19 protein-coding genes are annotated in these 23,948 nt (G+C 57.3%); 3 read left to right on the top strand and 16 right to left on the bottom strand.

Annotation, left to right across the window (positions count from 1 at the left end):
• From ACFO1S_RS17005 to ACFO1S_RS16950, 12 genes are all read right to left on the bottom strand, one after another.
• Positions 1 to 532, bottom strand: a 532-nt coding sequence (locus ACFO1S_RS17005; RefSeq protein ID WP_378127187.1) for a hypothetical protein, incomplete at its 3' end; no start/stop codon positions are given.
• A gap of 111 nt (positions 533 to 643) precedes the next feature.
• On the bottom strand, positions 644 to 3,013 hold the full coding sequence (locus ACFO1S_RS17000; RefSeq protein ID WP_378127186.1) for a CBM35 domain-containing protein: 2,370 nt from the start codon (positions 3,011 to 3,013) through the stop codon (positions 644 to 646).
• Between the two features lie 79 nt (positions 3,014 to 3,092).
• A complete protein-coding gene (gene rpoN / locus ACFO1S_RS16995) occupies positions 3,093 to 4,436 on the bottom strand; it encodes an RNA polymerase factor sigma-54 (protein WP_204606298.1) in 1,344 nt (447 codons plus the stop codon).
• 21 nt (positions 4,437 to 4,457) lie between these two features.
• Positions 4,458 to 5,891: an aldehyde dehydrogenase family protein gene (locus ACFO1S_RS16990; RefSeq protein WP_204606297.1), complete on the bottom strand. Its 1,434-nt coding sequence runs from the start codon at positions 5,889 to 5,891 to the stop codon at positions 4,458 to 4,460.
• A 14-nt stretch (positions 5,892 to 5,905) separates the two neighbouring features.
• On the bottom strand, positions 5,906 to 6,799 hold the full coding sequence (locus tag ACFO1S_RS16985) for a dihydrodipicolinate synthase family protein (RefSeq protein ID WP_204606296.1): 894 nt from the start codon (positions 6,797 to 6,799) through the stop codon (positions 5,906 to 5,908).
• Between the two features lie 65 nt (positions 6,800 to 6,864).
• A complete protein-coding gene (locus ACFO1S_RS16980) occupies positions 6,865 to 7,938 on the bottom strand; it encodes a M24 family metallopeptidase (RefSeq protein ID WP_204606295.1) in 1,074 nt (357 codons plus the stop codon).
• Positions 7,939 to 7,950: 12 nt separating this feature from the next.
• Positions 7,951 to 8,847, bottom strand: coding sequence for a carbohydrate ABC transporter permease (locus tag ACFO1S_RS16975; RefSeq protein ID WP_378127185.1), 897 nt, complete (start codon positions 8,845 to 8,847; stop codon positions 7,951 to 7,953).
• Positions 8,847 to 9,749, bottom strand: a complete 903-nt coding sequence (locus ACFO1S_RS16970) for a carbohydrate ABC transporter permease (protein ID WP_204606293.1) — start codon at positions 9,747 to 9,749, stop codon at positions 8,847 to 8,849. Before ACFO1S_RS16970 ends, ACFO1S_RS16975 begins: the two co-directional genes overlap by 1 nt.
• Positions 9,750 to 9,856: 107 nt before the next feature.
• Positions 9,857 to 11,275, bottom strand: coding sequence for an ABC transporter substrate-binding protein (locus ACFO1S_RS16965; protein ID WP_378127184.1), 1,419 nt, complete (start codon positions 11,273 to 11,275; stop codon positions 9,857 to 9,859).
• A 120-nt stretch (positions 11,276 to 11,395) separates the two neighbouring features.
• Positions 11,396 to 12,970 (bottom strand): response regulator transcription factor, encoded by a 1,575-nt coding sequence (locus ACFO1S_RS16960; RefSeq protein ID WP_204606292.1) that lies wholly within the window; start codon positions 12,968 to 12,970, stop codon positions 11,396 to 11,398.
• Positions 12,945 to 14,789, bottom strand: coding sequence for a sensor histidine kinase (locus ACFO1S_RS16955; protein WP_204606291.1), 1,845 nt, complete (start codon positions 14,787 to 14,789; stop codon positions 12,945 to 12,947). Before ACFO1S_RS16955 ends, ACFO1S_RS16960 begins: the two co-directional genes overlap by 26 nt.
• A 96-nt stretch (positions 14,790 to 14,885) precedes the next feature.
• Positions 14,886 to 16,841 carry a glycoside hydrolase family 127 protein gene (locus tag ACFO1S_RS16950; RefSeq protein ID WP_204606290.1) on the bottom strand — a complete coding sequence of 652 codons (1,956 nt, stop codon included), beginning with the start codon at positions 16,839 to 16,841 and terminating at the stop codon, positions 14,886 to 14,888.
• 227 nt (positions 16,842 to 17,068) lie between these two features.
• Between ACFO1S_RS16950 and mtnK the strand changes: the two genes are divergently transcribed.
• Positions 17,069 to 18,277 carry an S-methyl-5-thioribose kinase gene (gene mtnK, locus ACFO1S_RS16945; protein ID WP_204606289.1) on the top strand — a complete coding sequence of 403 codons (1,209 nt, stop codon included), beginning with the start codon at positions 17,069 to 17,071 and terminating at the stop codon, positions 18,275 to 18,277.
• A gap of 43 nt (positions 18,278 to 18,320) precedes the next feature.
• Positions 18,321 to 19,394: an S-methyl-5-thioribose-1-phosphate isomerase gene (mtnA, locus tag ACFO1S_RS16940; RefSeq protein WP_204606288.1), complete on the top strand. Its 1,074-nt coding sequence runs from the start codon at positions 18,321 to 18,323 to the stop codon at positions 19,392 to 19,394.
• A 4-nt stretch (positions 19,395 to 19,398) separates the two neighbouring features.
• Here the strand turns inward: mtnA and ACFO1S_RS16935 are convergent, their stop codons facing one another.
• A complete protein-coding gene (locus ACFO1S_RS16935; protein WP_204606287.1) occupies positions 19,399 to 19,713 on the bottom strand; it encodes a YunC family protein in 315 nt (104 codons plus the stop codon).
• A 170-nt stretch (positions 19,714 to 19,883) separates the two neighbouring features.
• Here ACFO1S_RS16935 and ACFO1S_RS16930 point away from each other — a divergent pair, with 170 nt between their 5' ends.
• Positions 19,884 to 20,330 (top strand): hypothetical protein, encoded by a 447-nt coding sequence (locus ACFO1S_RS16930; protein WP_204606286.1) that lies wholly within the window; start codon positions 19,884 to 19,886, stop codon positions 20,328 to 20,330.
• Positions 20,331 to 20,409: 79 nt separating this feature from the next.
• Here ACFO1S_RS16930 and nrdF read toward each other — a convergent pair whose 3' ends face one another.
• From nrdF to nrdI, 3 genes are read right to left on the bottom strand one after another with little or no spacing between them, the layout of a single operon-like run.
• Complete coding sequence (nrdF, locus tag ACFO1S_RS16925; RefSeq protein ID WP_204606285.1) at positions 20,410 to 21,384, bottom strand: class 1b ribonucleoside-diphosphate reductase subunit beta; 975 nt, start codon at positions 21,382 to 21,384, stop codon at positions 20,410 to 20,412.
• A 32-nt stretch (positions 21,385 to 21,416) separates the two neighbouring features.
• The gene (gene nrdE, locus ACFO1S_RS16920) at positions 21,417 to 23,501 is read right to left on the bottom strand and encodes a class 1b ribonucleoside-diphosphate reductase subunit alpha (protein ID WP_204606284.1); all 2,085 of its coding nucleotides are present in this window, start codon (positions 23,499 to 23,501) and stop codon (positions 21,417 to 21,419) included.
• Positions 23,488 to 23,847: a class Ib ribonucleoside-diphosphate reductase assembly flavoprotein NrdI gene (nrdI, locus tag ACFO1S_RS16915; protein ID WP_204606283.1), complete on the bottom strand. Its 360-nt coding sequence runs from the start codon at positions 23,845 to 23,847 to the stop codon at positions 23,488 to 23,490. Before nrdI ends, nrdE begins: the two co-directional genes overlap by 14 nt.
• Between the last annotated feature and the right edge of the window lie 101 nt (positions 23,848 to 23,948).

Below are 23,948 nucleotides of genomic sequence, written 5' to 3'. Positions count from 1 at the left end.
CATCGTCGCATTTCGCGACTATACGCGCCCGCCTCACCTCTCCACGCGGCCCATCGTCGCATTTCGCGACTATACGCGCCCGCCTCACCTCTCCACGCGGCCCATCGTCGCATTTCGCGACCATGCGCGCCTCCCGCGCCTCTCCACGCGCCTCATCGTCGCACTTTGCGACTATACGCGCCCGCCGCGCTTCTCCACGCGCCTCATCGTCGCATTTCGCGACTATACGTGCCCTCAACGCCTCTACGCGCGCCTCATCGTCGCACTTTGCGACTATACGCGCCCGCCGCGCCTCTATGCGCTCCCCATCGTCGCATTTCGCGACTATACGCGCCCGCCGCGCCTCTATGCGCTCCCCATCGTCGCATTTCGCGACTATACGCACCCACCGCACCTCTTCGCGCGCCTCATCGTCGCACTTTGCGACTATACGCGCCCGCCGCGCCTCTATGCGCTCCCCATCGTCGCATTTCGCGACTATACGCGCCCGCCGCGCTTCTCCACGCGCCTCATCGTCGCATTTCGCCACCATGCGCGCCCGCCTCGCCCCATCGCAAATAAGAGATCGCGGAATCGTCTCGACCCCGCGATCTCTTATTTGCGATGCTATTGCGAAGATGGGCTCACGCCTCAGGAGCTCCGATCAGTAGCCGAATACCCGCCACTGCTCGATGCCCGTAGAGAAGCCGGATTTCGCCGTGATATTCAAGCGGATCTTGTTCGTCGAAACCGGCGTGAAGGTCGTCGTATTATACTGGTTGCCCAGCACTCCGAGACCCGAAGGATTCGCCACGTTCACCCAAGCGGTGCCGTTCCAGTACTGCAACGAGCAGGAGGCCGGCAGATCGATCCCTTGATCGTCGTCGAACCAATACACCTCGGCCTTCGACAGCGTCTTGTTGGACGCAAAATCATACTGAACCCACTGCGTCGTGCCCGGGTTGTTCCAGTTGCCGTATACCGGATGCCCCCGGTCGCTCGAGCTCGTCACATTGTACCCGTCGTTCAACCCGGCCAAGCTTTCCCAGGACGAGACGAACGAGGTCGATGCGGTCGCTTGCGATGCGATGTTCGTCGGCGTAGGCGACGTTGTCGCAGGATCGAGCTGAATGTAATCCAACTCGGCGTATCCGGTCGCCCCTTTGGTCAACCGAATCGTATTCGCTCCGGCGTTGAGATTCACCTGAACGACTTTATCGGCGAATTGACCCCAGCCTGACGTTACGGGATAGGAGACCGTCTGAGCCGCCCCCCCGTTCACGCTCAGGTTGTGCGTAGAGCTGCTGCCGCTTCCGTTCGCGTAACGAATCGTCATATCGTAGGCGCCCGCGCTCGGAGCCTGAACGGCGAATTGCACATAGCTCGTCGCGCTGTCGATGCCCCCGACATAAGAGCCCCCGGATGCGCTGCTGCTTGTCGTGACGTTCGCCGAGTTTACGGTCGCCGTTTCCGCCTCGTATTTGTTCGTGCCCGTCGAAGGTCCCGTATTGATCGTGAACGTCTTGACGACGGGAGAGCTGAAGGCGTCGTAATCGCGGAGCTGCACGCTGAACGTATAAGAGGATTGCGGCTGGCTGCTGGCCAGCGTTCCGCTGATCTTGCCGGTGAACCGATCCAGGCTCAAGCCGACCGGAAGCGATCCGCTCGTAAGCGTCCAATCGTAGAACGGAATGCCTCCCTTGACCTCCAGCTTCTGATTGTAGGCTTGACCCGGAGTTCCGGCAGGAAGCGAGGTCGTAACGATCGACGGCGCCAGAAACGGAGTCAGGTTTTTATTCAGCTTCCAGCCCGCGTTTTCCGCAATCAGCAGCGACAGCTTCGTGTGCATCCATCTCTTCGGATGGAATAGGTTGTTCCTTCCGCTGCCCATGCCGCTCAGCCGGTCGAAATTGGCCGGATCGGTGTCGGGAATATGATAGCTGCTGTCCAGCGGCACCGCATGTCCTTGATACGCGATGACCTCTGGGTCATTGGTTCCGCCGGCATTGACGTAAGCCCTCATGCCCTGCCAGTCGCTGTGGAAGGCGACCGCATGCCCGAATTCGTGCATAATCAAGCCCAGCACGTCCGTCTGGCAATTCGAGGTGCAGCTCGAACCCGGCATTTGCGTCAAATACCATTCCTCGTCGTTCAAGGAAGTGAACGGGGTGAAGTTCGGATAGAAGTCGAGAATCGTGCCGAGAGAACGGTGGATCGGTCCGGGCACTTGAACGCCGTTGCGCTTATGATAGTTGCCGTTGTTCGCCGGCCACCCGGTCGAGTAAGGGTCGTTAAGTCCCCTGAATACGATCCACATTCCGTTGTATGCCTGGTTGTTTCGCACGGTAATGTGATTTTGCCAGTTGTCCCCGGACACCGACATGCTTTCCGCATTAACCGGAACGGTATCGAAGGACTCCATATCGAAGAAATAGAACCAGTCCTTGACGGCCTGCTCGGCCGCTGCCTTAATTCCCGGGTTGCTGAAATAGCCGGTGATCGTATCGAAGCGATAATCGAATAGCAGCGGCATCGTCGGCTCCGCGTTATCGTCCTGATCCGTTACCCGAATCGGAATCGTCTGCACGTTCTGAGTTCCGTTGTTCTGGGCTACGGTTAACGACAGCGTATAGTTTTCGATTTCGTTCGGACCGCCTACCCGGTCGGGGTGAATCTCCAAGTAGAACGATTTCTGATCGTTCGCGTTGGCGAAGGTGAGCACCTTGGTCGCTCCCGTTGCCGAGAGCGTGCTGGGGCTGTCCATCATCAATCTGGACGTTCCCTGTGCCCGAAGCGTGATTGTGACTGGAAAAACGGCGCTAGATGGAGGCTTAACCGTGAGCTTGACGTGCGGATTCGCGAGATAGCCTTGCCAATCCAGCAGATCGATTCCGTAATCGTTGATCGTCCGGCCGAAATTATCCACGACTTCCGCGTAGTTGGCGGCCGCCTTGGCCGGCTGCACCGGTCCCAGTCCTATCAGGAAGCTCAGACCCAATGCCAAGCAGAGAACTACCGACATCACTCTTTTCATCGTCATTACCCTCCCATTCGAATTAAAATGCGGTTAATGCCGTGCCGTCTAGCCGTTCACTCGCAGCCAGGCATAGGCCTCACCCCCTTTCTGTTTCGTCTCCCGCCTCCATTCGGCCCCGAAGCGTAGAAGGAAGAAGCCTTTCTTCCTCCCGATACTTGGCTACGGTTCGGCGGGATATCCGCACCCCTTCCCTGCGCAAAACCTCCGCAAGCTCGCAATCCGAAAGCGGACAGTCCGCCCTCTCTGCCTTGATCAATGCGCGGATGCGATGCTTGACGGATCGCGAGGAAACGCGCTCTCCGTGCTCCGTATCCAGACCGACGGCAAGGAATCGGCTGAGCGGGGCGATTCCGAACGGCGTATCGACGAATTTGTCGCGCACCGCGCGGCTCACGGTGGACGGATGATAGCCGGTTCTTGCCGCGAGGTCCTCCAGCTTTAAGGGCCGAATTGCTTGCGGTCCGCGCAGGAAAAATGCCGCCTGCTCCTCCGCCAGCGCGAGGATGACGGCGTGCAAGGATTCGAGGCGAAAGGCGATCCCCTCCGCCAGCAGCCGGGCCTCCTTGCGTTTGCCCTCCGCTTGACGCCTCCACTCCGGTGTTGCGCCTGCTTCGTTCGTCCATGTCCGGGAAGCGACCCGGACTCGCGGCAGGAAGGCTCTATTCATGCGAATGCAAGGATGACCCCCCTCCATGCTCAAGCGCGCTTCGGGAACGACAAACCGCGAATCTTCGCCGAACCCGTAAGCGCTCCCCGGACGAGGCTCAAGCCTTCGCATATAACGAACGGCATCCTCAATCTCCCCGCTCGTCGCGCTCAGGCTTTGCCCGATGCGGAGCCAACGTCCCCTTGCGACATCCGGCAAATGCCGCTCGATCACCCCTTCGCATAAGCGGGGGGCCAGAGGATCGCGCCTTACCTGCAGCAGCAGGCACTCAGCCAGGCTGCGAGCCCCTACCCCGGCAGGCTCGCAGCTGTGGAGCAGCCGCAGTCCTTCCTCCGCTTGAAGCGTCGACACGCCTAGGCAAGCTGCGGCCTCTTCCAGTCCCAGAGCCAAATAGCCGCTGCCGTCCAGATTTCCGGCCAGATAGCCCGCAACCCGAATCGCCTCCCGAGAAGCGTTCGTCAGCCGCAATTGCGCAAGCAGAGCTTGCTCCAGCGTCTCCGTGTCCCGCGCGCGATGTTCGATCGTCCAGCGGCTTTCCCGCGCTTCGCCCCGCATACGCCCCGCGCTTCGGCCCCCTCGTTCGCGCTCTTCCGGCCAGATCACTTCCATCAAGGGGTTTTCGCTCTCCTGCTCCCGAATGTGTGCCGCCAAATCCACCGCCGGCATCTGCAGCAGCCGCAGCGACTGCCGAAGCTCGGGCGCAAGCACGAACCGTAGCTCCGGCTGCTGCACGAGCGTCATCGCTTGAAGCATGGCCATCCTCCTCGAATCTTGTTAGCCGTATTGAATGGAGCATGTTTTAAGCGCGGAATAAAAATCCAGCGCGCTCTGCCCTTGCTCTCTCGTGTGCGAGCTGGAGCCCTTCATCCCGCCGAACGGCGCTTGATATTCCACACCGGCCGTTTCCTGGTTGACCCGTACCATGCCCGCCTCCATCTCTTCGAGAAAACGGAAGGCGTTCGTCAGATTGGCCGTGAACACCGAGGCGCTGAGACCGAAGACCGAGCGGTTGGCCAGATCGATCGCTTCGTCGATATCCGCCGCCCGCTGCACGACCGCGATCGGGCCGAAGATTTCCTCGCGAACGAGCGCATGCTCCGCGCCGACTCCTTCGACAAGCAGCGGAGCAATGTAATATCCCTCCCCGGAATCCGGAGCGGCGGCGGTCGCAATGATCTTTCCGTCGGTTCTGGCCGACTCCGCGTAAGCATGGACGCTGCGGTATTGTTCCTCGGACGCGACAGGACCCAAATACGCTTTCTCGTCGAGGGCGTGGCGAACCTGCAGCTTAAGCGTCTCCGCAGCCAGCTCCTGCACGAACTCGTCGTAGATCGCGTTTTCCACGATGATCCGGCTCGTTGCGGTACACTTCTGCCCGGCGGAGCGATAGGCTCCGCTAAGCACGGCCTGAACCGCCGTCGAGACTCGCGCATCCTTAAGCACGACCGCCGCGTTTTTGCCGCCCATTTCCGTCTGGAATTTGATGTTTCTGGCCGCGCACGCCGCGCCGATGGCCAGCCCCGTCGCCGTCGAACCGGTAAAGCTAAGCGCATCGATGCCGCATTCCTCCAACAAGGCTTTCCCCAGCAAACGGCCTTTCCCGATGACCAGATTGATCGTGCCTGGAGGGAGCCCCGCATCCGCGAACAGCTCGGCGAGCTTCGCTGCCGTCAGGGAGGCGAATTCCGCCGGCTTCCATACGACGGTATTGCCGCAGATGAGCGCCGGAGCAAGCTTCCAGATCGGAATGGCTACCGGAAAGTTCCACGGCGTAATGAGAGCCACGACGCCAAGCGGGAATCTCTTGGCGTATTGCAGCACGTTCGACTGGGCCGAGGGGATGACATCTCCATCCGATCTGACTCCCTCGGCGGCGTAATACCGCAGCAGTTGAACACCTCTTGCCACCTCTCCGCGCATCTCCACAATCGGCTTGCCCATCTCGCTGCTGGCCAGCTGCGCCACGCTTTCCGCGCTTCGTTCAAGCAGGAGCGCCATCCGGTAGAGACATTCCCCCCGCGCCGCTCCGGTCATTTTGCTCCAGATGCGCCCTACCCGTCTGGCCGCCTCCACCGCCTGCAGCACTTCCTTCCCCGAGGACAGACGAAGCGTGCCTACGGTTTCGCCAATCGCCGACGGGTTCCGCACCTGCGTTTCACCGCTGCCCGGCGTCGACCATTCGCCTCCGATCCAGTTTCTCGTTTCCACCTTACTCTCCCCTTTCACTCCCGGCCTGCGGAAGCCAGCGGAGCCTTCGCGTATTCGTAGGCCTCGCGGATTTGACGCTTCTCCTCCGCGGTCAATGCCAGCCGCGGCGGCCGGGTATCTCCGACAGGTCTTCCGGCCAGCCCCATCACATATTTAATGGCCTGAACGAGACGCGGGCTGGAATCCCAATGGAACAGCGGCAGCAGCTTGCTGTATTGCGCCAGCGCTTCGGTTAACTTTCCTTCCTGGGCAAGCTTGAAGACGCTTTTGCTTTCCCTCGGCAGCGCATTGGCAAGTCCGGCAATCCATCCCGTCGCGCCGAGCAGTCCGCCTTCCATGGCCAGATCGTCAACGCCGATCATAATTTCCAGATCGGTCAGGCGCCGAATATCGTGAATCCGCCGGATGTCGCCGGAAAATTCCTTGACGCCCACCACGTTCTCGATAGCGGACAGCTTGCGCAGCAGCTCCGGCGTCAGATCCGTCGGGTAATCATGGGGATTGTTATACGCAATGATCGGCAGACCTACCTCCGACAGCCTCTCATAGTGCGCGATTATTTCTTCCTCGTTGGGGCGGTAATTGATCGGCGGCAGCGCCATGACGCCTGCGGCACCTGCTTTCTTCGCATGCGCGACCCACTCCGCCGCTTGCCGGGTGGAGGGCGCAGCCGATCCCACGACAACGGGAACGCGGCCGTTCGCGACATCTACGACCGTCTCGACGACGGACGCGCGTTCAGCCGGGGACAGCGAAGCGTACTCGCCCACCGATCCCGTCGGCACGATGCCGTCTACGCCTTCTTGAATCAACCAATCCACATGCTCTCGCAAGCCTTGCTCGTCGATATCCTGATTGGCATGAAAAGGAGTTACAATCGCTACGTATACACCGTTAAAACGGTTCATGGTCTCAACCATCCTCTCGCTATCGTTTTTTGCTAACGCTTCTTTTCTTCTAATAGACAGTCCTTTTATAGAACCAGCAGCTCCTTGGGTGAAGAGTTCAGCACCCTGTTCCCGCTGTCCGTGATCACAATGTCGTCTTCGATCCGTACGCCCCCGAATCCGGGCATGTAAATCCCCGGCTCCACCGTCAGCACGTTGCCCGGCTCAAGCACGGTCGACTCCGCGCTAACCGCAAGCCTCAGCGATTCGTGGATCTCCAGTCCGATCCCGTGGCCCAGCCCGTGACCGAAATATTCTCCGTATCCGCGAGCGGCGATCACGTCCCGAGCCAGCGCGTCCCCGACTTTCCCGTTAATGCCCGGGCCGAGGCCGCGCAGCGCCGTCAGATTGGCTTCCAGAACGACGCTATACAGCTCCCGGTGCCGTTCCGACGGAGTGCCGACGAACACCGTCCGCGTAATATCCGAGAGATAACCGTCCACATTGGCACCGAAGTCGAGCGTCACGAATTCGTTCCGGCCGATCTCCTTGCCGCTTGCGCTTCCGTGCGGGAGCGCCGAGCGTTCTCCCGAAGCGACAATGAACGGGTAGGCTCCGCAATCGGCTCCCAGCAGGCGCATCCGATATTCCAGCTCGGCGGCGATCCGACGTTCCGTAACGCCGGGACGAATCAGCCCCAGCGTCTCCTCGAACGCAGCCTCCGCGATTCGCGCCCCCTTCTCCAGACAGCCGATCTCGTACTCGTCCTTCACGCCGCGCAGCTTCTCGACCGTGTCGGTCATCGGCACGTAATCGAGCTCACCGAGCGCAGCCCGCATGCTATCGAATTGGGCGACCGTTACAAGGCGGCTTTCGAAGCCCAGCCTGCGGATGCCCAGCCTGCGCGTTTGCTCCGCCACGGTTTCCATCGCGTCCGTCGCATGGCGAACGACGTCGAAGCCGTCCGCCTGCTCTCTGGCTTGCGTCATATAACGAAAGTCCGTCAGCAGGAGCTGCTCGTCGGCCGTAACAAGCGCATAGCCGGACGAGCCCTTGAATCCGGTTACATATCTGCGGTTGGGCGGATGCCAGAACAGAAAGCCCTCCACCTGCGTCTTCTCCATCGCTTCCCGCAGGCGGCTTAATCTTGAAGGAATCATCCCATTGCCCTCCTAGCCTTTAATTCCCGTTAACGTGATGCCTTCGATGAAATAGCGCTGCCCAACGAAAAACAAAACGATAATCGGAGCCACCATTGCCATGGATGCCGCCATCAAATAGCCCCATTGCGCGTTGTACAGTCCCTTGAAGGTCGCCAATCCCAACGCCAACGTAAAGTGCTCCTCGCTGTTGAGATAGAGCACCGGCTCCAGAAAATTGTTCCATACGTCGATGAAGGTAAAAATGCCTACAACGAGCAGCGCCGGGGTCGACAACGGCAGAATGATGCGCCACAGCACCGTCATCGGCGTTCCTCCGTCCATGTAAGCCGCTTCGTCCAGCTCCTTAGGAATCGTCAGGAAAAACTGACGCAGCAAAAAAATCTGGAATGCGCCCTGTCCGATATAAGCGCCGCTCCCGAACCACGCGGGCACGATGAGAGGCACAAGCGAATCCAACGCGTTCAGCTCCCGCCAGAATACGAACAGCGGAATAATCGTTACGGCGCTCGGCAGCATCATCGAACCGAGAATTACCGCGAACACGACATTCCTGCCTCTCCATTGCAAGCGCGCCAAGCTGTAAGCCGTAATAACGCTGGTCAGCAGAACGCCGGCGAGCACGAACACTTCGATCGTGACCGTGTTCATCAAATATTTGCCGAACGGCACCGATGTTAGAGCTTCCGGATAGTTGCTCCACTGGAACGGGTCGGGAATCCATTGCGGCGGAAAAATAAAAATTTGCGAATTGTCCATCAACGAGCTTCGGATCAGCCATACCAGCGGCATAATCATCAAGCAGCTTCCCGCAATCAGAATGATGTAGGTCAGCAGCCGGGACGGTCTCCAGGCGAAGCCGCGGACGATTGCGGTCGGTTTGGCGGTTGCCGCCGTCGCGTTCGGCATTATCTGTGCCCCCCCTCGTAATGGACCCATTTTTTCGACGATTGGAATATCAGGAATGTCAGCGTCATCACGATAATGAACAAAATCCAGGCGAGCGCCGAGGCATAGCCGATCTTGGTCTCCGTAAACGCGGTGCGAAACAGATAATACACATAGAACAATGTGGAATTGTTAGGCCCGCCCTGCGTCATGACATACGCCTGGTTGAAGGCCTGAAAGGTCCCGATCAGCATCATGACCAGATTGAAAAAAATCGTCGGCGTCATCGTCGGGATCGTAATATGGCAAAATTTGCGCCAAGCGTTGCCGCCGTCGACCTCGACCGCCTCGTACAGATGCGAGGGAACCGCTTGCAGACCGGCCAGAAAAATAATAACCGTATTGCCCACGGACCAGGTGCTCATCAGCACGATGGAAGGGATCGCCGTCGCCTCGTCGTATATCCAGCGGCTGCCCGACAAGCCGACACTCTCCAGCATGGAATTCAGCAGCCCGAAATCGGGGTTAAACAGCCATAGCCAGAGCATGGTGCTCGCGATGCTAGGCACGATGCTGGGCAAGTAGAAGATCGTGCGAAAGATCGAAAGCCCCCGCACCTTCTGATTCAGAAGAAACGCGATGAGAAAAGCGATCGTCAGGCAGACGGGCACGCTGAACAAAGCATAATAAGTCGTCACGTACAGCGACTTGGAGAAGGTCGAATCGTCTGTCAGGATCGTGGCGTAATTGCTGAATCCGATCACGTTCATCTCCGAGCCGATTCGCCAATCGGTAATGCTGAAGAAGAAGGAAGCGATGACCGGCCCGATTGTAAATAGCAGCAGCCCCAGCATAGCAGGCGTTGCCAGGAGGATTCCCCAGTTGCGTTCCATCCGCAGAATCCCCGATTTCCTGCGTTTCATCCGCGTTCATCCCTTCATGGAGCCGATTCTTTCCTAATGCGGAGCAAAGCGCTGGAATACCGTCGCCCGCTCGGCGGACAATCTTCCCGGGCTTTGCTCCAAAGCCTTTACTCGTTCGGATATCTGCCTTGCACCAACGGCTGAATTTGCGCTTCGAGCTCATCCAGCGCTTCCTGCGCGGACTTCTTGTTCGTCCAGATCAGATCCAGTCCCGGAGCGAGCTTGGCATTGATCTCCGGCCAGTTCTTGAATTCCGTCGATGGCGATTTGACCGCGTAATCTTTCGTGTAATCGATGCCGGCCTGACGGAATTCGGGCGGATGAGCCTCATTGTCGGTCCACGACTTGATCGACTCCTCCTCGGAGTAGTACTTTTCCTCCGTGGGCATCCATAGGCCGGTCCGGTACAGATCCACCTGATCCGGATTGTTATGATAGAGATAGAACTCCAGCGCTTCCTTCGGATGCTTCGTGCTGTTGAACACGACGGTCGTTCCGGCAAGGATGACCGTTTTCGGCTCCTTCAGCTTGGGCAGCACGCCGATGCCCCACTTCAGCTTCTTGTTGTTCGAGAGATCCAGCAGGGCCCACGTTCCGTCAAGCACCATGGCGACCTTCCGCGTCTGCAGCCGAACGTGGTTGTCCGGCATATTCTGCTGCTGGATCAAATCGGGAGATACGTGGTGTTTGTAGATCAGATCCTGAAGCTTCTGGAATACATCGACGGCCTCTGGCGAATTCAGCGCGTATTTCGTGCCGGATTCGTCCAGCAAGTTCGCGCCGTTGCTGGCGAGCAGCGGTCCATACGTACCCCGATCGCTGCCGAACGAGAAGCCGTATTGGTCGATATTTTTCGGATCGAAGCCTTCTTCTCCGGCATGCTTGCCCTTCTTGTCCTTCGTTAGTTGCTGAGCGACGGCTACGAATTCGTCCCAGGTCCATGCCTTCGTCGGATCGGAAGGGGGCAGCGGTACGCCGGCCTCTTCGAAAATCTCTTTATTATAGTAGAGAACCATCACTTCCAACGCCGTGAAATTCGCCACGGCTTTGCCGGGCTCCGTGTACAGATAGGAGGCCTTCAGCTTGTTCTTCAGCGCAGGGTATTGGTCGTAATACTGGCTGAAATCCAGCAGCTTGCCCTCGCTGCCCCACTTGTTCGTCAGTCCGTCTCCCAGATAGGCGACATCGGGGAGCTGATTGGCCGCCATCAGCGTGTTCATCTTCGTGTTGTAGTCTCCCGGAACGTGCTCGCCTTTCACCGTAATGTTCGGATGGCTGTCATTAAACGCCTTGATCATGTTTTCCATCGCTTTTTTCTCGTCATTGCTGCCCCAGTACATAAACTTCAGATCGACGTGCTCGGCGGGCGGAGACTCCGAAGCGCTCTCCGGGGCAGCCTTGCTGCCGCTCGCTTCGGCCGGGCTCTCCCCGTTGCCGTTGCCGCTTCCGGAGCTGCAGGCGGTGAGTCCCACCAACAGCAGCACCATCAGAACTATCAGCCATCTGTTGTTGCGCAGGTTGAGCATGCTTTAATCCCCTCTCGATTTACGGTTATTGGGCCGTTCAACCTGATTATCGAACGTTGGCGGCAGACGAACCATACGAATCCGTCCTGCCCTCTTTGTTTTGGTTCGATCTTTTGCCGGTCAAAGCGATCTCTTGCGAAACTCCGTCGGCGTGTACCCGGTCTGCTTCTTAAATGCGATGCTGAAATAATTCGTGTCTCCGAAGCCGACCGCTTCGGCGATTTCCCCCACCTTCCTCCCGGGGTCCAGCAGCAGCTCCCGCGCCCGTTCGAAGCGGGCTCGGGTCAGAAAATCTCCGAAGCTCTCGCCCGTCACCTGCTTGAACCGGGAGCTCAAATACTTGGGACTTAGATGCAGGTGCTTGGCTAGCGTATTCAAGCTCGGGTCCTCATGCAGATGCTCTCGTATCCATGCCTTCGCCTGTTCGAACATGCGCGGTACGGTCGTCTCCCCCGCCTCCCGAATCCACCTGCCGACCTTCAGGAAGTAATCCGTGACGAAATGAATGATTTCATGGAAGCTGTTCATTCGGGACAAGGCGAGCAGAGGATCCTGACACACCTCCCCTTGCTCCCGGGGCCGGGCGCCTTGGCTTTCCAGAATTCGCATGACGAACAGCACAAGCTGTGTCGCCATCATCTTCACCTGCTTGCACGGCAATTGCTCCAGTTGCGCGGTCCATTCCCTTAATATCGCGTTTACGGCTCCGTCATTGCCCGCCCTAATTTCCGATATCAGCAGCAGCTCCTTCTCCAGCAAGGTCCGCTGCGCGATGTCGGTCGTACGGACGAGCTCGTAAGGAATGATCTGGCCGTTGCCGATCCAACCTTTGTATTCCGCCGCATGCACAGCCTCGCGATAGGCCTCCGGCAGCCGATGCACGTCTCCGACGACCCGGCTGATCCCCATCGTTGCGGATACGCCCAGATAACTCTTCAGGGCAGACCTGATCTGCACGACAACCTCCGCGATTGAAGCCGAAGAGGCGTTCCCGAGCACGACCGCCACGCGATCGGATGCGACTGCAGCGCCAAGCGTCCCCGCTACGGAAGAAGCCGCTTCGATGACCAGCTTGCCGAAGGCGTAGCCGTACAGCTGCTTGCCTCCGCCTTCCTCGACATGAACCGGCATGATATCCAGATCGCAGCAGACGACCGCGCAGCTGACGCCGGGCAGCAATCCCGTTCTCCCCGTATTGATGTCGCCCAGGGCATCGAGTATCGGGCGCCGCTGCAGCAGCAGATCAAGCAGGGCGTATTCCCGTGCGATGGAACGGTGCCGGGAATGCTCCCGCTCCTGCCCCTCCGCTTCCCGTCTGCGCCGCGCAACGCTGTCCTGCGCTCTTCTTAGCCCCTTGGCCAGCTCCTCCCGCTCAACCGGCTTAAGCAAATAATCGATTGCCCCCAAGCCGATCGCCTCTCGTATGTATGCCATCGACTCGTAGCCGGTTAGGAAGAGTAGCGGAATGGTTTCATCCTCCTCGCGAATTCGCCTGGCGACCTCCAGCCCGCTCCTATCCGGCAAATTGATGTCCAGCAGCACGATATCCGGCTTTTGCTCCTCGAAGAGCCGGATCGCCGTCTCTCCGTCCTCGGCTACAGCCGCGACTTCGATAGGAAGCCCGGTTTGAACCACCAGACGCCTCAAGCCCTCTCGGATATGGAACTCGTCATCCACGATTAGCAGCCGCAACATGTTTCCTTCCCCCTTCCGGTCGGTTCATCCACCAAGGCACGGTTAGCGTAACTGTCGTATATACGCCGGGCTCGCTCGTAATCTGCACTCCGTACTGCGGTCCGTAAAACCGCAGGCGGGCATGCACGTTGCGCAAGCCGAAGCCGATCGGCTCCCCCTCTTCTTCCCCTTCCAGCGCCCTGCGGATTTGCGCCAGTCGATCCGGCTCGATCCCGCAGCCGTCGTCGCTCACCGCCAGCTTGACCGCATTCCCTTCCAGCGTGCCGCTCAGCATCACATAAGCCACCCCTTTATGCTTCTTGACGCCATGATAGATGGCATTCTCCACCAGAGGCTGCAAGAGCAGCTTCGGTACGTAGCCCGACAGCAGCTCGTCGTCGACTTCCGAGATCCATTCGAACCGATCCCGGAAGCGGAACTGCTGGACCCGCACGTAAGCGTTTACATGTTCGGCCTCCTCAGCGATCCGAATGACCTCGCTGCCCTGACTCAGCGCAATGCGGAAAAACTTGCCCAGCGCCCCGATCATCTCGGACATTTCGCGCTGATCGTTGGCGAGCGCCAGGCCGTTCAAGGATTCCAGCGTGTTGTACAGGAAGTGCGGATTAATCTGCGCCTGCAGCGCCTTGAATTCAGCCTCCTTCCAGGACAGCATCGCCTCGTAGATTTGATCGTTCAGCTGCTGGTTCTCCTGCATCATCCGTTGCAGCCGTTCGCCGATCTGCCCGACTTCATCGCCCGTATCGAAGATCACCGCCGGAGCGGCCGTGCTTCCGCTGACGGTCATAAGTCCTCTAAGCTTGCGCAGCGGACGGCGGATCGCGTCGCTCATCCGGTAGGCCACGATCCAGCCAATGAGCAGAACGACAAGAAAAACCTGTATCGTCAGCCGTCCGATCCGGTTGGCGTCCTCGAACAGCGTCGCGCTGTCCACCCGATGCAGCAGCGTCCAATCGTTCAGGGCCAGCGGCGCGTAAGACACCATGGAAGACCTATCCTTCCAATTCAGCCAGGCTTTGTCCTGCTCGGGCCGTTTCCTGGCCTGCTCGGCGATTTGGCGCAGAGCGCCAAAATCGGCCTCGTCATTTTCCGGGATGCGATAGATCGGATTGCCGATGGAATCCAGAATCCAATATTGCGAATGGGAATCCGGCTTGAGAAAAGCCAGGCCGTGGAAGAAGCTCGATTTCTCGATCTCCAGCATAAGAAAGCCCAGCTCCTCGTAGTTGCCCTCCGTGCGCCGGAGCAGCTTGCCCACGTATAAATGATCGTCGGAAAAGGAGTAATCGGTACGGGCAAACGGTGAACCGTTGTGCCATAAGAGGCGATTGTCGCGGCGGAGCCGCCCGTAATAAGCTTCGGCTTCCGCTAACGTGGGAAGACCGCCGAAGCGGATCGAATCGTTCCCCTGGATGAAGGAACGGTCCGGTCCGCCGTTGGCGGCATATACAAGCGTGGATATAATGTAAGGCTTGGTCTGGGTTTGGGCGCGGATAATCTTGTTCACCCGCTCTACGCTTCGCAGAAACTCGTAATCGTCCGAAGAGGCCTGCGAGAGGATGAACTGTACCTCCGGATTGCCGAGAATCGCGTTCGTCAGATCGTTCAGGTCGGCAATCGTTCCGTTCACGAAATTCGTGCTCATCAGGCGCGACTGGTAAGCATGCTCTTCCGCTTTGTTGCCGAGAGAATGATCGGCGATGCGATAGAAGATGATGCTGAGAGCGATCATGGGAACGACTGTCAGCAGCAGCGTCATCATGAGAAATTTGCCCCGGATCGTCCGAATTTTGAATTTGTGCCGCATCGGCTCCCCCATCCAACCCTCTCCTTCCGTTGCGAATGATAGGCATCTTGCCCTGAGCGCCCAAGCCGCGATAAGTCATGTATGGCTTTCGAATTCAACTTCTCCGGCTTATCTCTCCCGTTCGCGGACCCATACGGTCATCTCGCCTTCCGAGCGGTTGGCCCAGGCATAATACGGAATGAAGCGAAGCGCGGCCGGAGTCTTCCCGTAGCGTTTGGCAGCATACAAGTCTTCCGTTACAGCGGAAGGCTCGGTTCTCCAGCCGTCTCCCGTATTCAGCGCGTATACGCCGCCAAGCAGCTTAGGTTCGAATCGTCCCTGGAATGACGCATCGGAAGATAGCTGGACGTCGCGCAGATTGCTTCCGTTATCCGCCTCTTCAAGACAATAGACGACGGGTCCTCTTTGTACCGCGACCTTTCCCGCCGCTTCCCGCAGCTCCGGATGGGCGCGGATGAGCTCGACCGGCATCGCCATATCCACCTCGACAACATCGCCGTCATTCCAGGTTCTTCTGATTTTCACGTAACCGTTCTTCGTCAGTGAGGCTGCATCGAGAGGTTCTCCGTTTACCTTCACGGCGAAGTCGCGGCACCATCCGGGCGATCTCAGCGCCAGCGTGAACTCGGTCGCCTTATCGGTACGCACGGATATGCCGACAGCTCCCTCCCAAGGATACTGCGTGCTTTGAGTCAGCGCGACCCGGCTTCCTCCGACAGCTTGAACGACTTCGCTGCCGATGTACAGATTCACGTACAGCTCATCGTCTGCGAAGGAGTACGCATAACCGCCGAGCGAGGCCAGCAGTCTGGCAATATTCGGAGGGCAGCAGGCGCAGCCGAACCATGGCTGGCGGCGCAGCGTCGCGCCGGGAATGTCGTCCCGCTTGCCGCTGATGACCGGCCAAACCTCAAGGGGATTCACATAGAAGTAGCTTCTTCCATCCAATGAAATACCGCTCAGCAGACCGTTGTACAGCGTTCGCTCCATCGTATCGGCGTATTCGGCGCGTCCTTCGATCTGCAGAAGCCGATGTCCCCAGTTAAAAAGACCGATCGCCGCGCACGTTTCGGCATACGCCCGTTCGTTGGGCAGGTCGTAATCGAAGGAGAAGGCTTCGTAGGCGTCAGAGGAGCCAATCCCTCCCGTAACGTACATCCTCCGCTTCACCGTGTTGTTCCATAACGTTCTGACGGCTGCCATCAAGGACTCGTCCTCGTATTCGTCGGCAATGTCCGTCGCTCCCGCGAACAAATAGACGGCTCGCACGGCGTGTCCCTCCGCCGAATGCTGCTCCCTGATCGGCGCATGCGCCTGAAAATACGACTGCTTGCGCGTTTCCACCCGCTCCGTATAGCCTGCAGCCTTGCGCTCCTCCAGCTCGATGTTGAAGTATTGAGGCTCCCTGCCTCTCTCTTCGACGAAAAATTTCGAGGTCGCTAAGTAGCTCTCTTTGCCCGTGAGCCGGTACAGCTTCACCAGCGCCAATTCGATCTCGGGGTGTCCGCAATAGCCGGGCTTCTGTCCCTCCCCGGGACCGAATACCTCTCCGATGTGGTCGGCGAACCTGCAGAGAATGTCCAGCACCTTCGGCTTGCCCGTCGCCTCGTAATAAGCGACCGCCGCTTCCATGAAATGTCCGGCATTGTACATCTCGTGATCGTCCCGCACGTTGGTCCATTGCTTGCCCGGCTTCTGAAGCTGATAATACGTGTCCAGATAACCGTCCGACTGCTGGGCGCGTCCCATCAGGTCGATCGCCTCGTCGGCCAACTGCTCCAGCGCCTCGTCCCGTCCCTGTTGGAGAACGAAGCCGACCGTCTCCAGCCACTTCGCCAGATCGCTGTCCTGGAAGACGAAGCCGTGATGCGCTGCGTCAAGCTCGCCTGCAGCCGCCTTGAAATTGGCGATCGTACCGCTAGGCTCGGCGCCCGGAACGCGATCGTTTAGCGCCTCCCATTGATAAGGAATCACGACGTCCTTCACCAATTGCTGGCGGGGCGACCAGAAGCTGTCCTGAAGACGTACTTGCGCAATTGGAACCGCATTCATTTTTCTCAGCATGCTAGATCCTCTCCTCTTGGCTAATCTTACTGCTTTATTAACAAATTATCATGGTCAAGTCTGTGCGGTCAGTCCTCCAAAACCCCACAATGGGTAGATAAAACTGACTTTTTCTCCAATCAAAGCTCTACTTTAATTCAGTAGTAAAGTGCTTTATACTTACATACAGATCAATTTTCGTTAAAGACAACTGAACCTGTCGGAGAACCCTGTAGAGGAGTACGATCATGACGCAATATCACCCGCTAAACGAGCAAGAGGCCATCGCCATTGCCCGGAATATTTCCGGCATTTTCGCCGCTGAAGGCGAATTGAGCTGCCGTGAAATCGGCGACGGCAACCTTAACCTGGTTTTCCACGTCAGTCAGCCCTCGACCGGCGCGAGCGTGATCGTTAAGCAAGCTTTGCCTTATGCCAAAGTCGTCGGAGAATCGTGGCCTCTGTCGCTGGATCGCGCCCGGATTGAAGGCGAAGCTCTGATCATTCAGGATAGGCTGGCCCCCGGACTTGTACCGACAGTGCATCAGGTCGATCACGATCTGGCGTTCACGGTGATGGAGGACTTAAGCAGCCACGTCATTATGCGCCAAGGCCTGATCGAGGGCGGAGTCTATCCGCTGTTCGCGGAGCATATTTCCGACTTTCTCGCCCAAACGCTGTTCTTCACGTCCGATCTCGGCATGAGCCAGCAGGAGAAGAAGCTGCTCTCCCGCTCCTTCGTCAATCCGGATCTGTGCAAGATTACCGAGGATTTGATTTTCGATCATCCGTATACGAATGCCGATACGAACAGCTTCGATGCCCATCTTCAAGGAGAAGCCGAGCGTCTCTGGGCGGATGCCGGCCTTCATCTTGAGGTTGCCTTGCTGCGCGAGAAATTTCTGACCCATGCTCAAGCGCTGCTTCACGGCGATCTCCATACGGGAAGCATCTTCATCACGGAGCAGTCGACGAAGGTCATCGACCCCGAGTTCGCCTATTTCGGTCCGATCGGCTTCGATATCGGCGCCGTTATCGCGAATCTGCTGCTCCATTATGCCGGCCAAGAGCATTGGTCCGCGGATGCGAAGGCCCGCGCCGAGCGCAGACGTTATCTGACCGACACGGTTCGCGACATCTGGATCGCCTTCGACCGGAAATTCCGCGCGCTGTGGCAAGAGCACGGCACGGACCGAATCGCCAAGACAGTCGGTTACGAAGACGATTATATGCGCAGACTGCTTCAAGACACCGCAGGCTTCGCAGGCGCTAAAGTCGTGCGCCGGATTGTCGGCTTGGCGCACGTCGCCGACATCGACAAAATTCCGGACCCGGCGGTCAGAAGCAAAGCGCAACGGATGGCTCTCGCCATCGGGACCGCTCTTATTAAACGCAATCGCCAAATCACATCTATCGAACAGATCATCGAAATTGCCGATTCTGTTTCAGAAGCCTGATTAAAGGGGAATTTTCTGGAGAGAATCGAGAGGAGCAAGCCTTATGAGCTTATTATCGCAGCCGCCATCGAACGAAGTGCTGCAGTCGTTAATTTGGGAGAACGATGCCCTGTCCTTGTTGGATCAGCGGCTTCTTCCGGAAGAGACCGTATACTTGCATCTGACGACGACGCAAGAGGTGTGGGAAGCTATTCGCGAGCTGAAGGTGCGGGGCGCTCCGGCCATCGGAATCGCCGCCGCATATGGGGTTGTGCTCGGTCTGACCGGCTTCGCAGGAGATTTGGCCGCCTGGCAGAGCGAAGTTCGGCGTCATGCCGATTACCTGGCTACCTCCAGGCCAACGGCCGTCAATCTGTTCTGGGCGCTGGATCGGTTGAAGGCGCGCGCCGAGACGCTGGGGTCCTCCAGCCTTTCGCCGACAGAGGCAACGGATGCGCTGCTGCAGGAGGCTAAACAAATTCATGCAGAAGACGAGCTGACCAACCGCAAGATCGGCGAGCACGCGCTGACGCTGTTCAAGGATGGGATGGGCGTTCTTACGCATTGCAATGCCGGCGGACTGGCTACAGCCAAATACGGCACCGCGCTGGCTCCCTTCTACCTGGCTTTGGAACAAGGCATTCAGTTAAAGGTATTCGCCGATGAAACCCGGCCGGTGCTGCAAGGAGCTCGTCTTACCGCTTTCGAGCTGCAGCGCGCGGGCGTCGACGTCACGCTCATCTGCGATAACATGGCCGGACATGTCATGTCCAAGGGCTGGATTCAGGCGGTTATCGTCGGAACGGATCGCGTCGCAGCCAACGGCGACGTCGCCAACAAGATCGGCACCTATAGCGTAGCCGTGCTGGCGAAGGCCCACAACATTCCGTTCTATGTAGCTTGTCCGCTCTCGACCATCGATCTGTCGACGCCGACCGGCGCCGACATTCCGATTGAAGAACGGCATCCCGACGAAGTGGCATTCGGCTTCGGCAAGCGCACCGCGCCAGAGGGTGTTGCCGTCTACAATCCCGCTTTCGACATTACGCCAAGCGAGCTCGTAACCGCGATTATTACGGAGAAGGGCATTGTCAATGCGCCTTATGATGAGACGCTGCGCCGGCTGTTCGAAAGCTAAGCGCTCAGTAAATCGCCTGCGCCATTCGGCGTATGGCCTCACGGCCCTGCATGCCCGCGACGATTCCCAGCGCTTGCGCCGCATCGGTTACGGACTCCAGAGGCGCATCGAGCAACTGCTCTATCGTCTTGACTCCAACTGCGCGGCCAGCCACGATTCCGCGTTCCCGCAGCTTTTCGTTGAGCAATTGCACATCAAGCGCACCACACATAATATAGCCGGGGCCGGCTGTGACCGCAAGAAGCGTTGTTTTCGGCAATAGCACCTCAACGCCGACCGCCGTGCAGTCTCCAATCTGCAGCGGAACTACCTTGACCATATCTGCTCCCTCCCGCCCTGCTCGCCGTAGCGTTATGAATATAACATATGCGTGTTAAGAACTATTTTTCAGGGCATTTTGACCTATACCTCTATATTGGGCTTTCATAAAGTGGTATATTGGGTAATGGGATAAATGAACTACGCTTTTTGATGGAGGCATCTTTAAAAATGAGTCAAACCTTTACACAAACCGATGGCTCCCACGCTTTCTTAGTCGAGATTAACATCTCTGCCCCGAACCGAGGCGCCGCTTTAAAGCAATTGCTCCAGGAGCTCAACAAAAACAATTTCGACGATTACCGCATTGTGACGGATACCCGACCCGCAGCGACGGAGAAGAAAACTAACCCGCCGCCCAAGAAAGCCGTATCTCAACCGACGGAATCCCCCAAGCCACCCAATCCTCCCGATCCGCTGGAGCTCCGTATCCGTTTTTTTATCGAGACCAGCAAGCTGATCCGGATCAATATAAACAAGGGACGCGGCGTCAAGCTGAGCATTCCTTGCCGAATTCTGAACTACGACTCCGACAAGCATCTCATCACCGTATACCACGTCGATGAAAAGCAAGTATACACGGTCGGATTGAACGAGATCGACGATTTTATCGAGTAAGCGCGGCGCTTCGCACCCGCGAACGCCAAATAAAAGAGGATTCGCTCAGGGCTTGGCCCTATCCGAATCCTCTTTTATTTTATTTGGAATCAAAATCAAACTGGAAATCGTCGTCCGTCATCGCTTCCACATGAATCGTTCTCACGTAGCCGTTGCCCTTCTTGGAGAAGAAATCGTGCTGCTTCGTGCGCGTGCTGATGCCGTTGAACACGATCGGATTGACTTCCTCTTCCTCGAACACCGGATCGAAGCCCATGTTCATGAACGCTTTATTCGCGTTGTAGCGAACAAACTTCTTAACCTCTTCCTCCAGACCGATCGCCGTATACAGCTCATCGGTATACTTCTCTTCGTTCTGGTGAAGATGCATGAGCAGTCCGTAAAGCACCTCGTAGACTTCCTTCTGCTCGGTCTCGTCCAGCTTGCCGTACACTTCCTGCGCAAGCACGCCCACGTACAGGCCGTGGATGCTCTCGTCGCGCAGAATAAGGTCGATCACTTCGCCGCTGCTTGTCATCTTCCCTTGTCCGGCCAAGTAGAGCGGGTAGAAAAAGCCGCTGTAAAACAGGTAGCTCTCCAGCAGCACCGAAGCGGCCATCGCCAGGAACAGGCTTTTCGGCGAGTCGATATTATTGTAATACTGCACAATCGTGTCGGCTTTCGTCTGAAGGCGCGGATTCGCTTCGACCCAGCGGAAGACGCTGTCGATCTCTTCGGTCGTCGCCAAAGTCGTGAAGATGCTGCTGTAGGACTTGGCGTGAATTTGCTCCATCATCGCCATGAAGCCCAATACGGCTTTGCGCTGCAGGCCGTCCACATGCTCGAGAATTCTCGGCATGCCGACTCCGCCTTGCACCGTGTCGAGCAGCGTCAGACCGCCCAGCACCTTCATATATAAATCCCGCTCCTGATCGCTGAGATTCATCCAAGCCATCTTGTCGTCAGACAGCGGAATTTCCTCATCCGTCCAGAACTGCATAATGTTCTGGTTCCAGAACGTAATCGTGAAATCGTCGTCCGGACGATTCCAGTTAACGGCTTTTAAAGCACACATCGAATCGATTCCTCCTAATGCCTATTGCTTCCTTACACCGAGCAGGTCACGCACTCTTCCACGGACAGTCTGTTCGTGCGAGTGTAATATAGAGATTTAAGGCCTTTCTTGGCCGCATAGACGTAATAGCGAGAGAGCTGACGGGTAGTCACGTCGCTGTTCACGTGAAGGACAGTCGAGATCCCTTGATCCACGTGAGGTTGAATTTCGGCAATCAGGTCGATGACCTTGAACTGGTCCATCTGATACGCCGATTTATAGAAGAAAATATTGTCCCGGCTCAGGAACGGCATCGGATAATACGTCGTCGAGTTCGCGTAGGTGCGGGTCTCGATCGGTTCGACGATCGGCATGACGCTCGAAGTCGCGTTCTGAATGTAAGAGATGCTCTGCGTAGGCGCGATGGCCAGACGATAAGCGTGATACAAGCCATGAGCGGCAACGTCGGCCTTCAGCAAGGCCCAGTCTGCCGGAGAAGGCACCTCAATGCCTGCGAACAACTGCTTGACCCGCTCCGTAGCCGGGCGGTAATCCGTCGACAGATAGCGATCGAAGTATGTACCCTTGGCGTATTCGGAACGTTCGAAGCCTTGGAAGGTCACGCCCTTGTCTCTGGCGATCTCCATGCTCTTCTCGATGGAATGGAAGTTCATCATCATGAAGAAGGTCCGAACGAAATCGCGCGCTTCCGCGCTCTCGTATGCGATTTTGTTCTTGGCCAGATAACCGTGCAGGTTCATGGCGCCAAGACCGACGGAATGCAGCTCGGAGTTCGCCTTGGCGACTCCCGGCGCGTTCGCCACTGTCGTCATGTCGCTGACGGCAGTCAAGCCGATAATGCCCTCGTGCACCGACTCCTTAATCTTGCGCGTATCCATGACATTCGCGATGTTCAAGGAGGCGAGATTGCAGCTGATATCCTTGCGGATGGTATCGGGATCGGAGTAATCGCCGATCTCCGAGGTTTCCTGCAGCTGGAAAATCTCCGTGCAAAGATTCGACATTTTGATGCTTCCGATATCTTTAAGCGCGTGGGCGCGGTTGGCGTTCGATTTGTTCATAATATAAGGATAGCCGGACTCCAGCTGGGTCGTGGCGATCTTGCCGAGCATATCGCGCGCGCTCATAATCGCCTTTTTCTTGATCCGATCGTCGGCGAGCAGCGTGTCGTACATCTCGTCCATATCTAGATCGTCCAGGTGCTTGCCGTAATTCTTGAACACTGTGTAAGGAGCGAAGACGTACAGCGTTTCGTTCTTCTCCGCCAGCTGATAGAACTTGTCGGGAACGATCAGGCCGATCGACAGCGTCTTCAGGCGCGTTTTCTCGTCCGCGTTAATCTTCTTGCTGTCCAGGAACTCCATGACGTCCCAGCCGAAAATATTATAGTAGCCGGCGCCCGAGCCTTTGCGCTGGCCCATCTGATCCGCGTAGGAGAAAGCGTCCTCCATCAGCTTCAGAACGGGCATAATGCCTTTGGCGGCTCCTTCTACCCCTTTGATCGTTTCGCCGCGTCCGCGCACCTTGGACAGGTTTACCGCCACGCCTCCGCCGATCTTGGAAAGCTGCATGCATGTGCCGATCACGTAATTGATCGAATTAAGGGAGTCGTCCATCTCCAGCAGGAAGCAAGAAACCATCTCTCCCCGGCGGCTCTTGCCCGCGTTCAGGAACGTCGGAGTTGCCGGCTGCAGCCGCTGCTCCATCATGGAGGAAGCGAGCGCGCGCGCTACGTTGAAGTCCCCTCTGGCCAGATGCAGCGCCACGATGGCGACCCGATCCGGAAAGTGCTCCAGATATTGCGTTTTGTCATCCGTCTTGACGGCGTAATCGGTATAAAACTTGGAAGCGGCCATGTAAGACTTGAATTGAAACCCGTATTCATGCGTCAATTCATAGACTTGCGCAACCTCGCGCTCTGTATAGTGACGATAGACATCTTCGTAAAAGTCGTTATCCACCATGTACCGGACTTTTTCTCCCGCGTTGGCGAATTTCACGCTCTTGCGGTAGACGTCCTCCATGAATTCGGCTACGGCCTCGCGGTCCTTGTCCAATTGGAAGAACCCTTCCGTATCTCTTTGCATAAGCAAGTTGTTCAGCTCAATATGACGCAACTGCCTGCACCTCCTGTACAAATTTCTCAACATCCCGCTTTGTCCCGGACAATTCGAACTTGCTGATGACGGGCACCCCGTACATCTCCGAAATTCGGTCGGCGCTGAGCGCGAACCCGTCCCCCCAGTTGCGGTTCCCGCTGGCGGACACTCCACGCAGCTTCTGATGATGTTTCTTCAAGAAGGAACTGACCTTGTCCGGCACCTGGCCGAACCCGGTCGTATAGGTAACGAGAATGAAAGGCTGGTCGAGATCTAGCGATTCCTCGATTTGCACCGCAGGCAGTTTTAACTTCTCTACGAACCTCCGTACGTTACCTGTCTTGGAATCATAGACGACCAGCATGCTTTCATTCTCCTTTCGCGTTCTCAACACAATATGTATAGCGACTTTATTCAATTTATATCAATATATTGTGTGTGTCAATGAGAAAGTTGACCTATAAT

The sequence above is a fragment of the Cohnella boryungensis genome, assembly GCF_042651945.1.
In the GTDB taxonomy this organism is placed as follows: domain Bacteria; phylum Bacillota; class Bacilli; order Paenibacillales; family Paenibacillaceae; genus Cohnella; species Cohnella boryungensis.
This window is presented reverse-complemented; position numbering and strand designations above follow the sequence as displayed.

Excerpts from the sequence above, each read along its gene's own strand:
- nrdI (WP_204606283.1), bottom strand. The coding sequence starts at position 23,847 with ATGCTGGTCGTCTATGATTCCAAGACAGGTAACGTACGGAGGTTCGTA.
- ACFO1S_RS16935 (WP_204606287.1), bottom strand. The coding sequence starts at position 19,713 with ATGGTCAAGGTAGTTCCGCTGCAGATTGGAGACTGCACGGCGGTCGGC.
- ACFO1S_RS16950 (WP_204606290.1), bottom strand. The coding sequence starts at position 16,841 with ATGCTGAGAAAAATGAATGCGGTTCCAATTGCGCAAGTACGTCTTCAG.
- ACFO1S_RS16980 (WP_204606295.1), bottom strand. The coding sequence starts at position 7,938 with ATGATTCCTTCAAGATTAAGCCGCCTGCGGGAAGCGATGGAGAAGACG.
- mtnK (WP_204606289.1), top strand. The coding sequence starts at position 17,069 with ATGACGCAATATCACCCGCTAAACGAGCAAGAGGCCATCGCCATTGCC.
- ACFO1S_RS16930 (WP_204606286.1), top strand. The coding sequence starts at position 19,884 with ATGAGTCAAACCTTTACACAAACCGATGGCTCCCACGCTTTCTTAGTC.
- ACFO1S_RS16955 (WP_204606291.1), bottom strand. The coding sequence starts at position 14,789 with ATGGGGGAGCCGATGCGGCACAAATTCAAAATTCGGACGATCCGGGGC.
- ACFO1S_RS16970 (WP_204606293.1), bottom strand. The coding sequence starts at position 9,749 with ATGAAACGCAGGAAATCGGGGATTCTGCGGATGGAACGCAACTGGGGA.
- ACFO1S_RS16975 (WP_378127185.1), bottom strand. The coding sequence starts at position 8,847 with ATGCCGAACGCGACGGCGGCAACCGCCAAACCGACCGCAATCGTCCGC.
- rpoN (WP_204606298.1), bottom strand. The coding sequence starts at position 4,436 with ATGCTTCAAGCGATGACGCTCGTGCAGCAGCCGGAGCTACGGTTCGTG.
- nrdF (WP_204606285.1), bottom strand. The coding sequence starts at position 21,384 with ATGTGTGCTTTAAAAGCCGTTAACTGGAATCGTCCGGACGACGATTTC.
- mtnA (WP_204606288.1), top strand. The coding sequence starts at position 18,321 with ATGAGCTTATTATCGCAGCCGCCATCGAACGAAGTGCTGCAGTCGTTA.
- ACFO1S_RS16960 (WP_204606292.1), bottom strand. The coding sequence starts at position 12,970 with ATGTTGCGGCTGCTAATCGTGGATGACGAGTTCCATATCCGAGAGGGC.
- ACFO1S_RS16965 (WP_378127184.1), bottom strand. The coding sequence starts at position 11,275 with ATGCTCAACCTGCGCAACAACAGATGGCTGATAGTTCTGATGGTGCTG.
- ACFO1S_RS17000 (WP_378127186.1), bottom strand. The coding sequence starts at position 3,013 with ATGAAAAGAGTGATGTCGGTAGTTCTCTGCTTGGCATTGGGTCTGAGC.
- ACFO1S_RS16985 (WP_204606296.1), bottom strand. The coding sequence starts at position 6,799 with ATGAACCGTTTTAACGGTGTATACGTAGCGATTGTAACTCCTTTTCAT.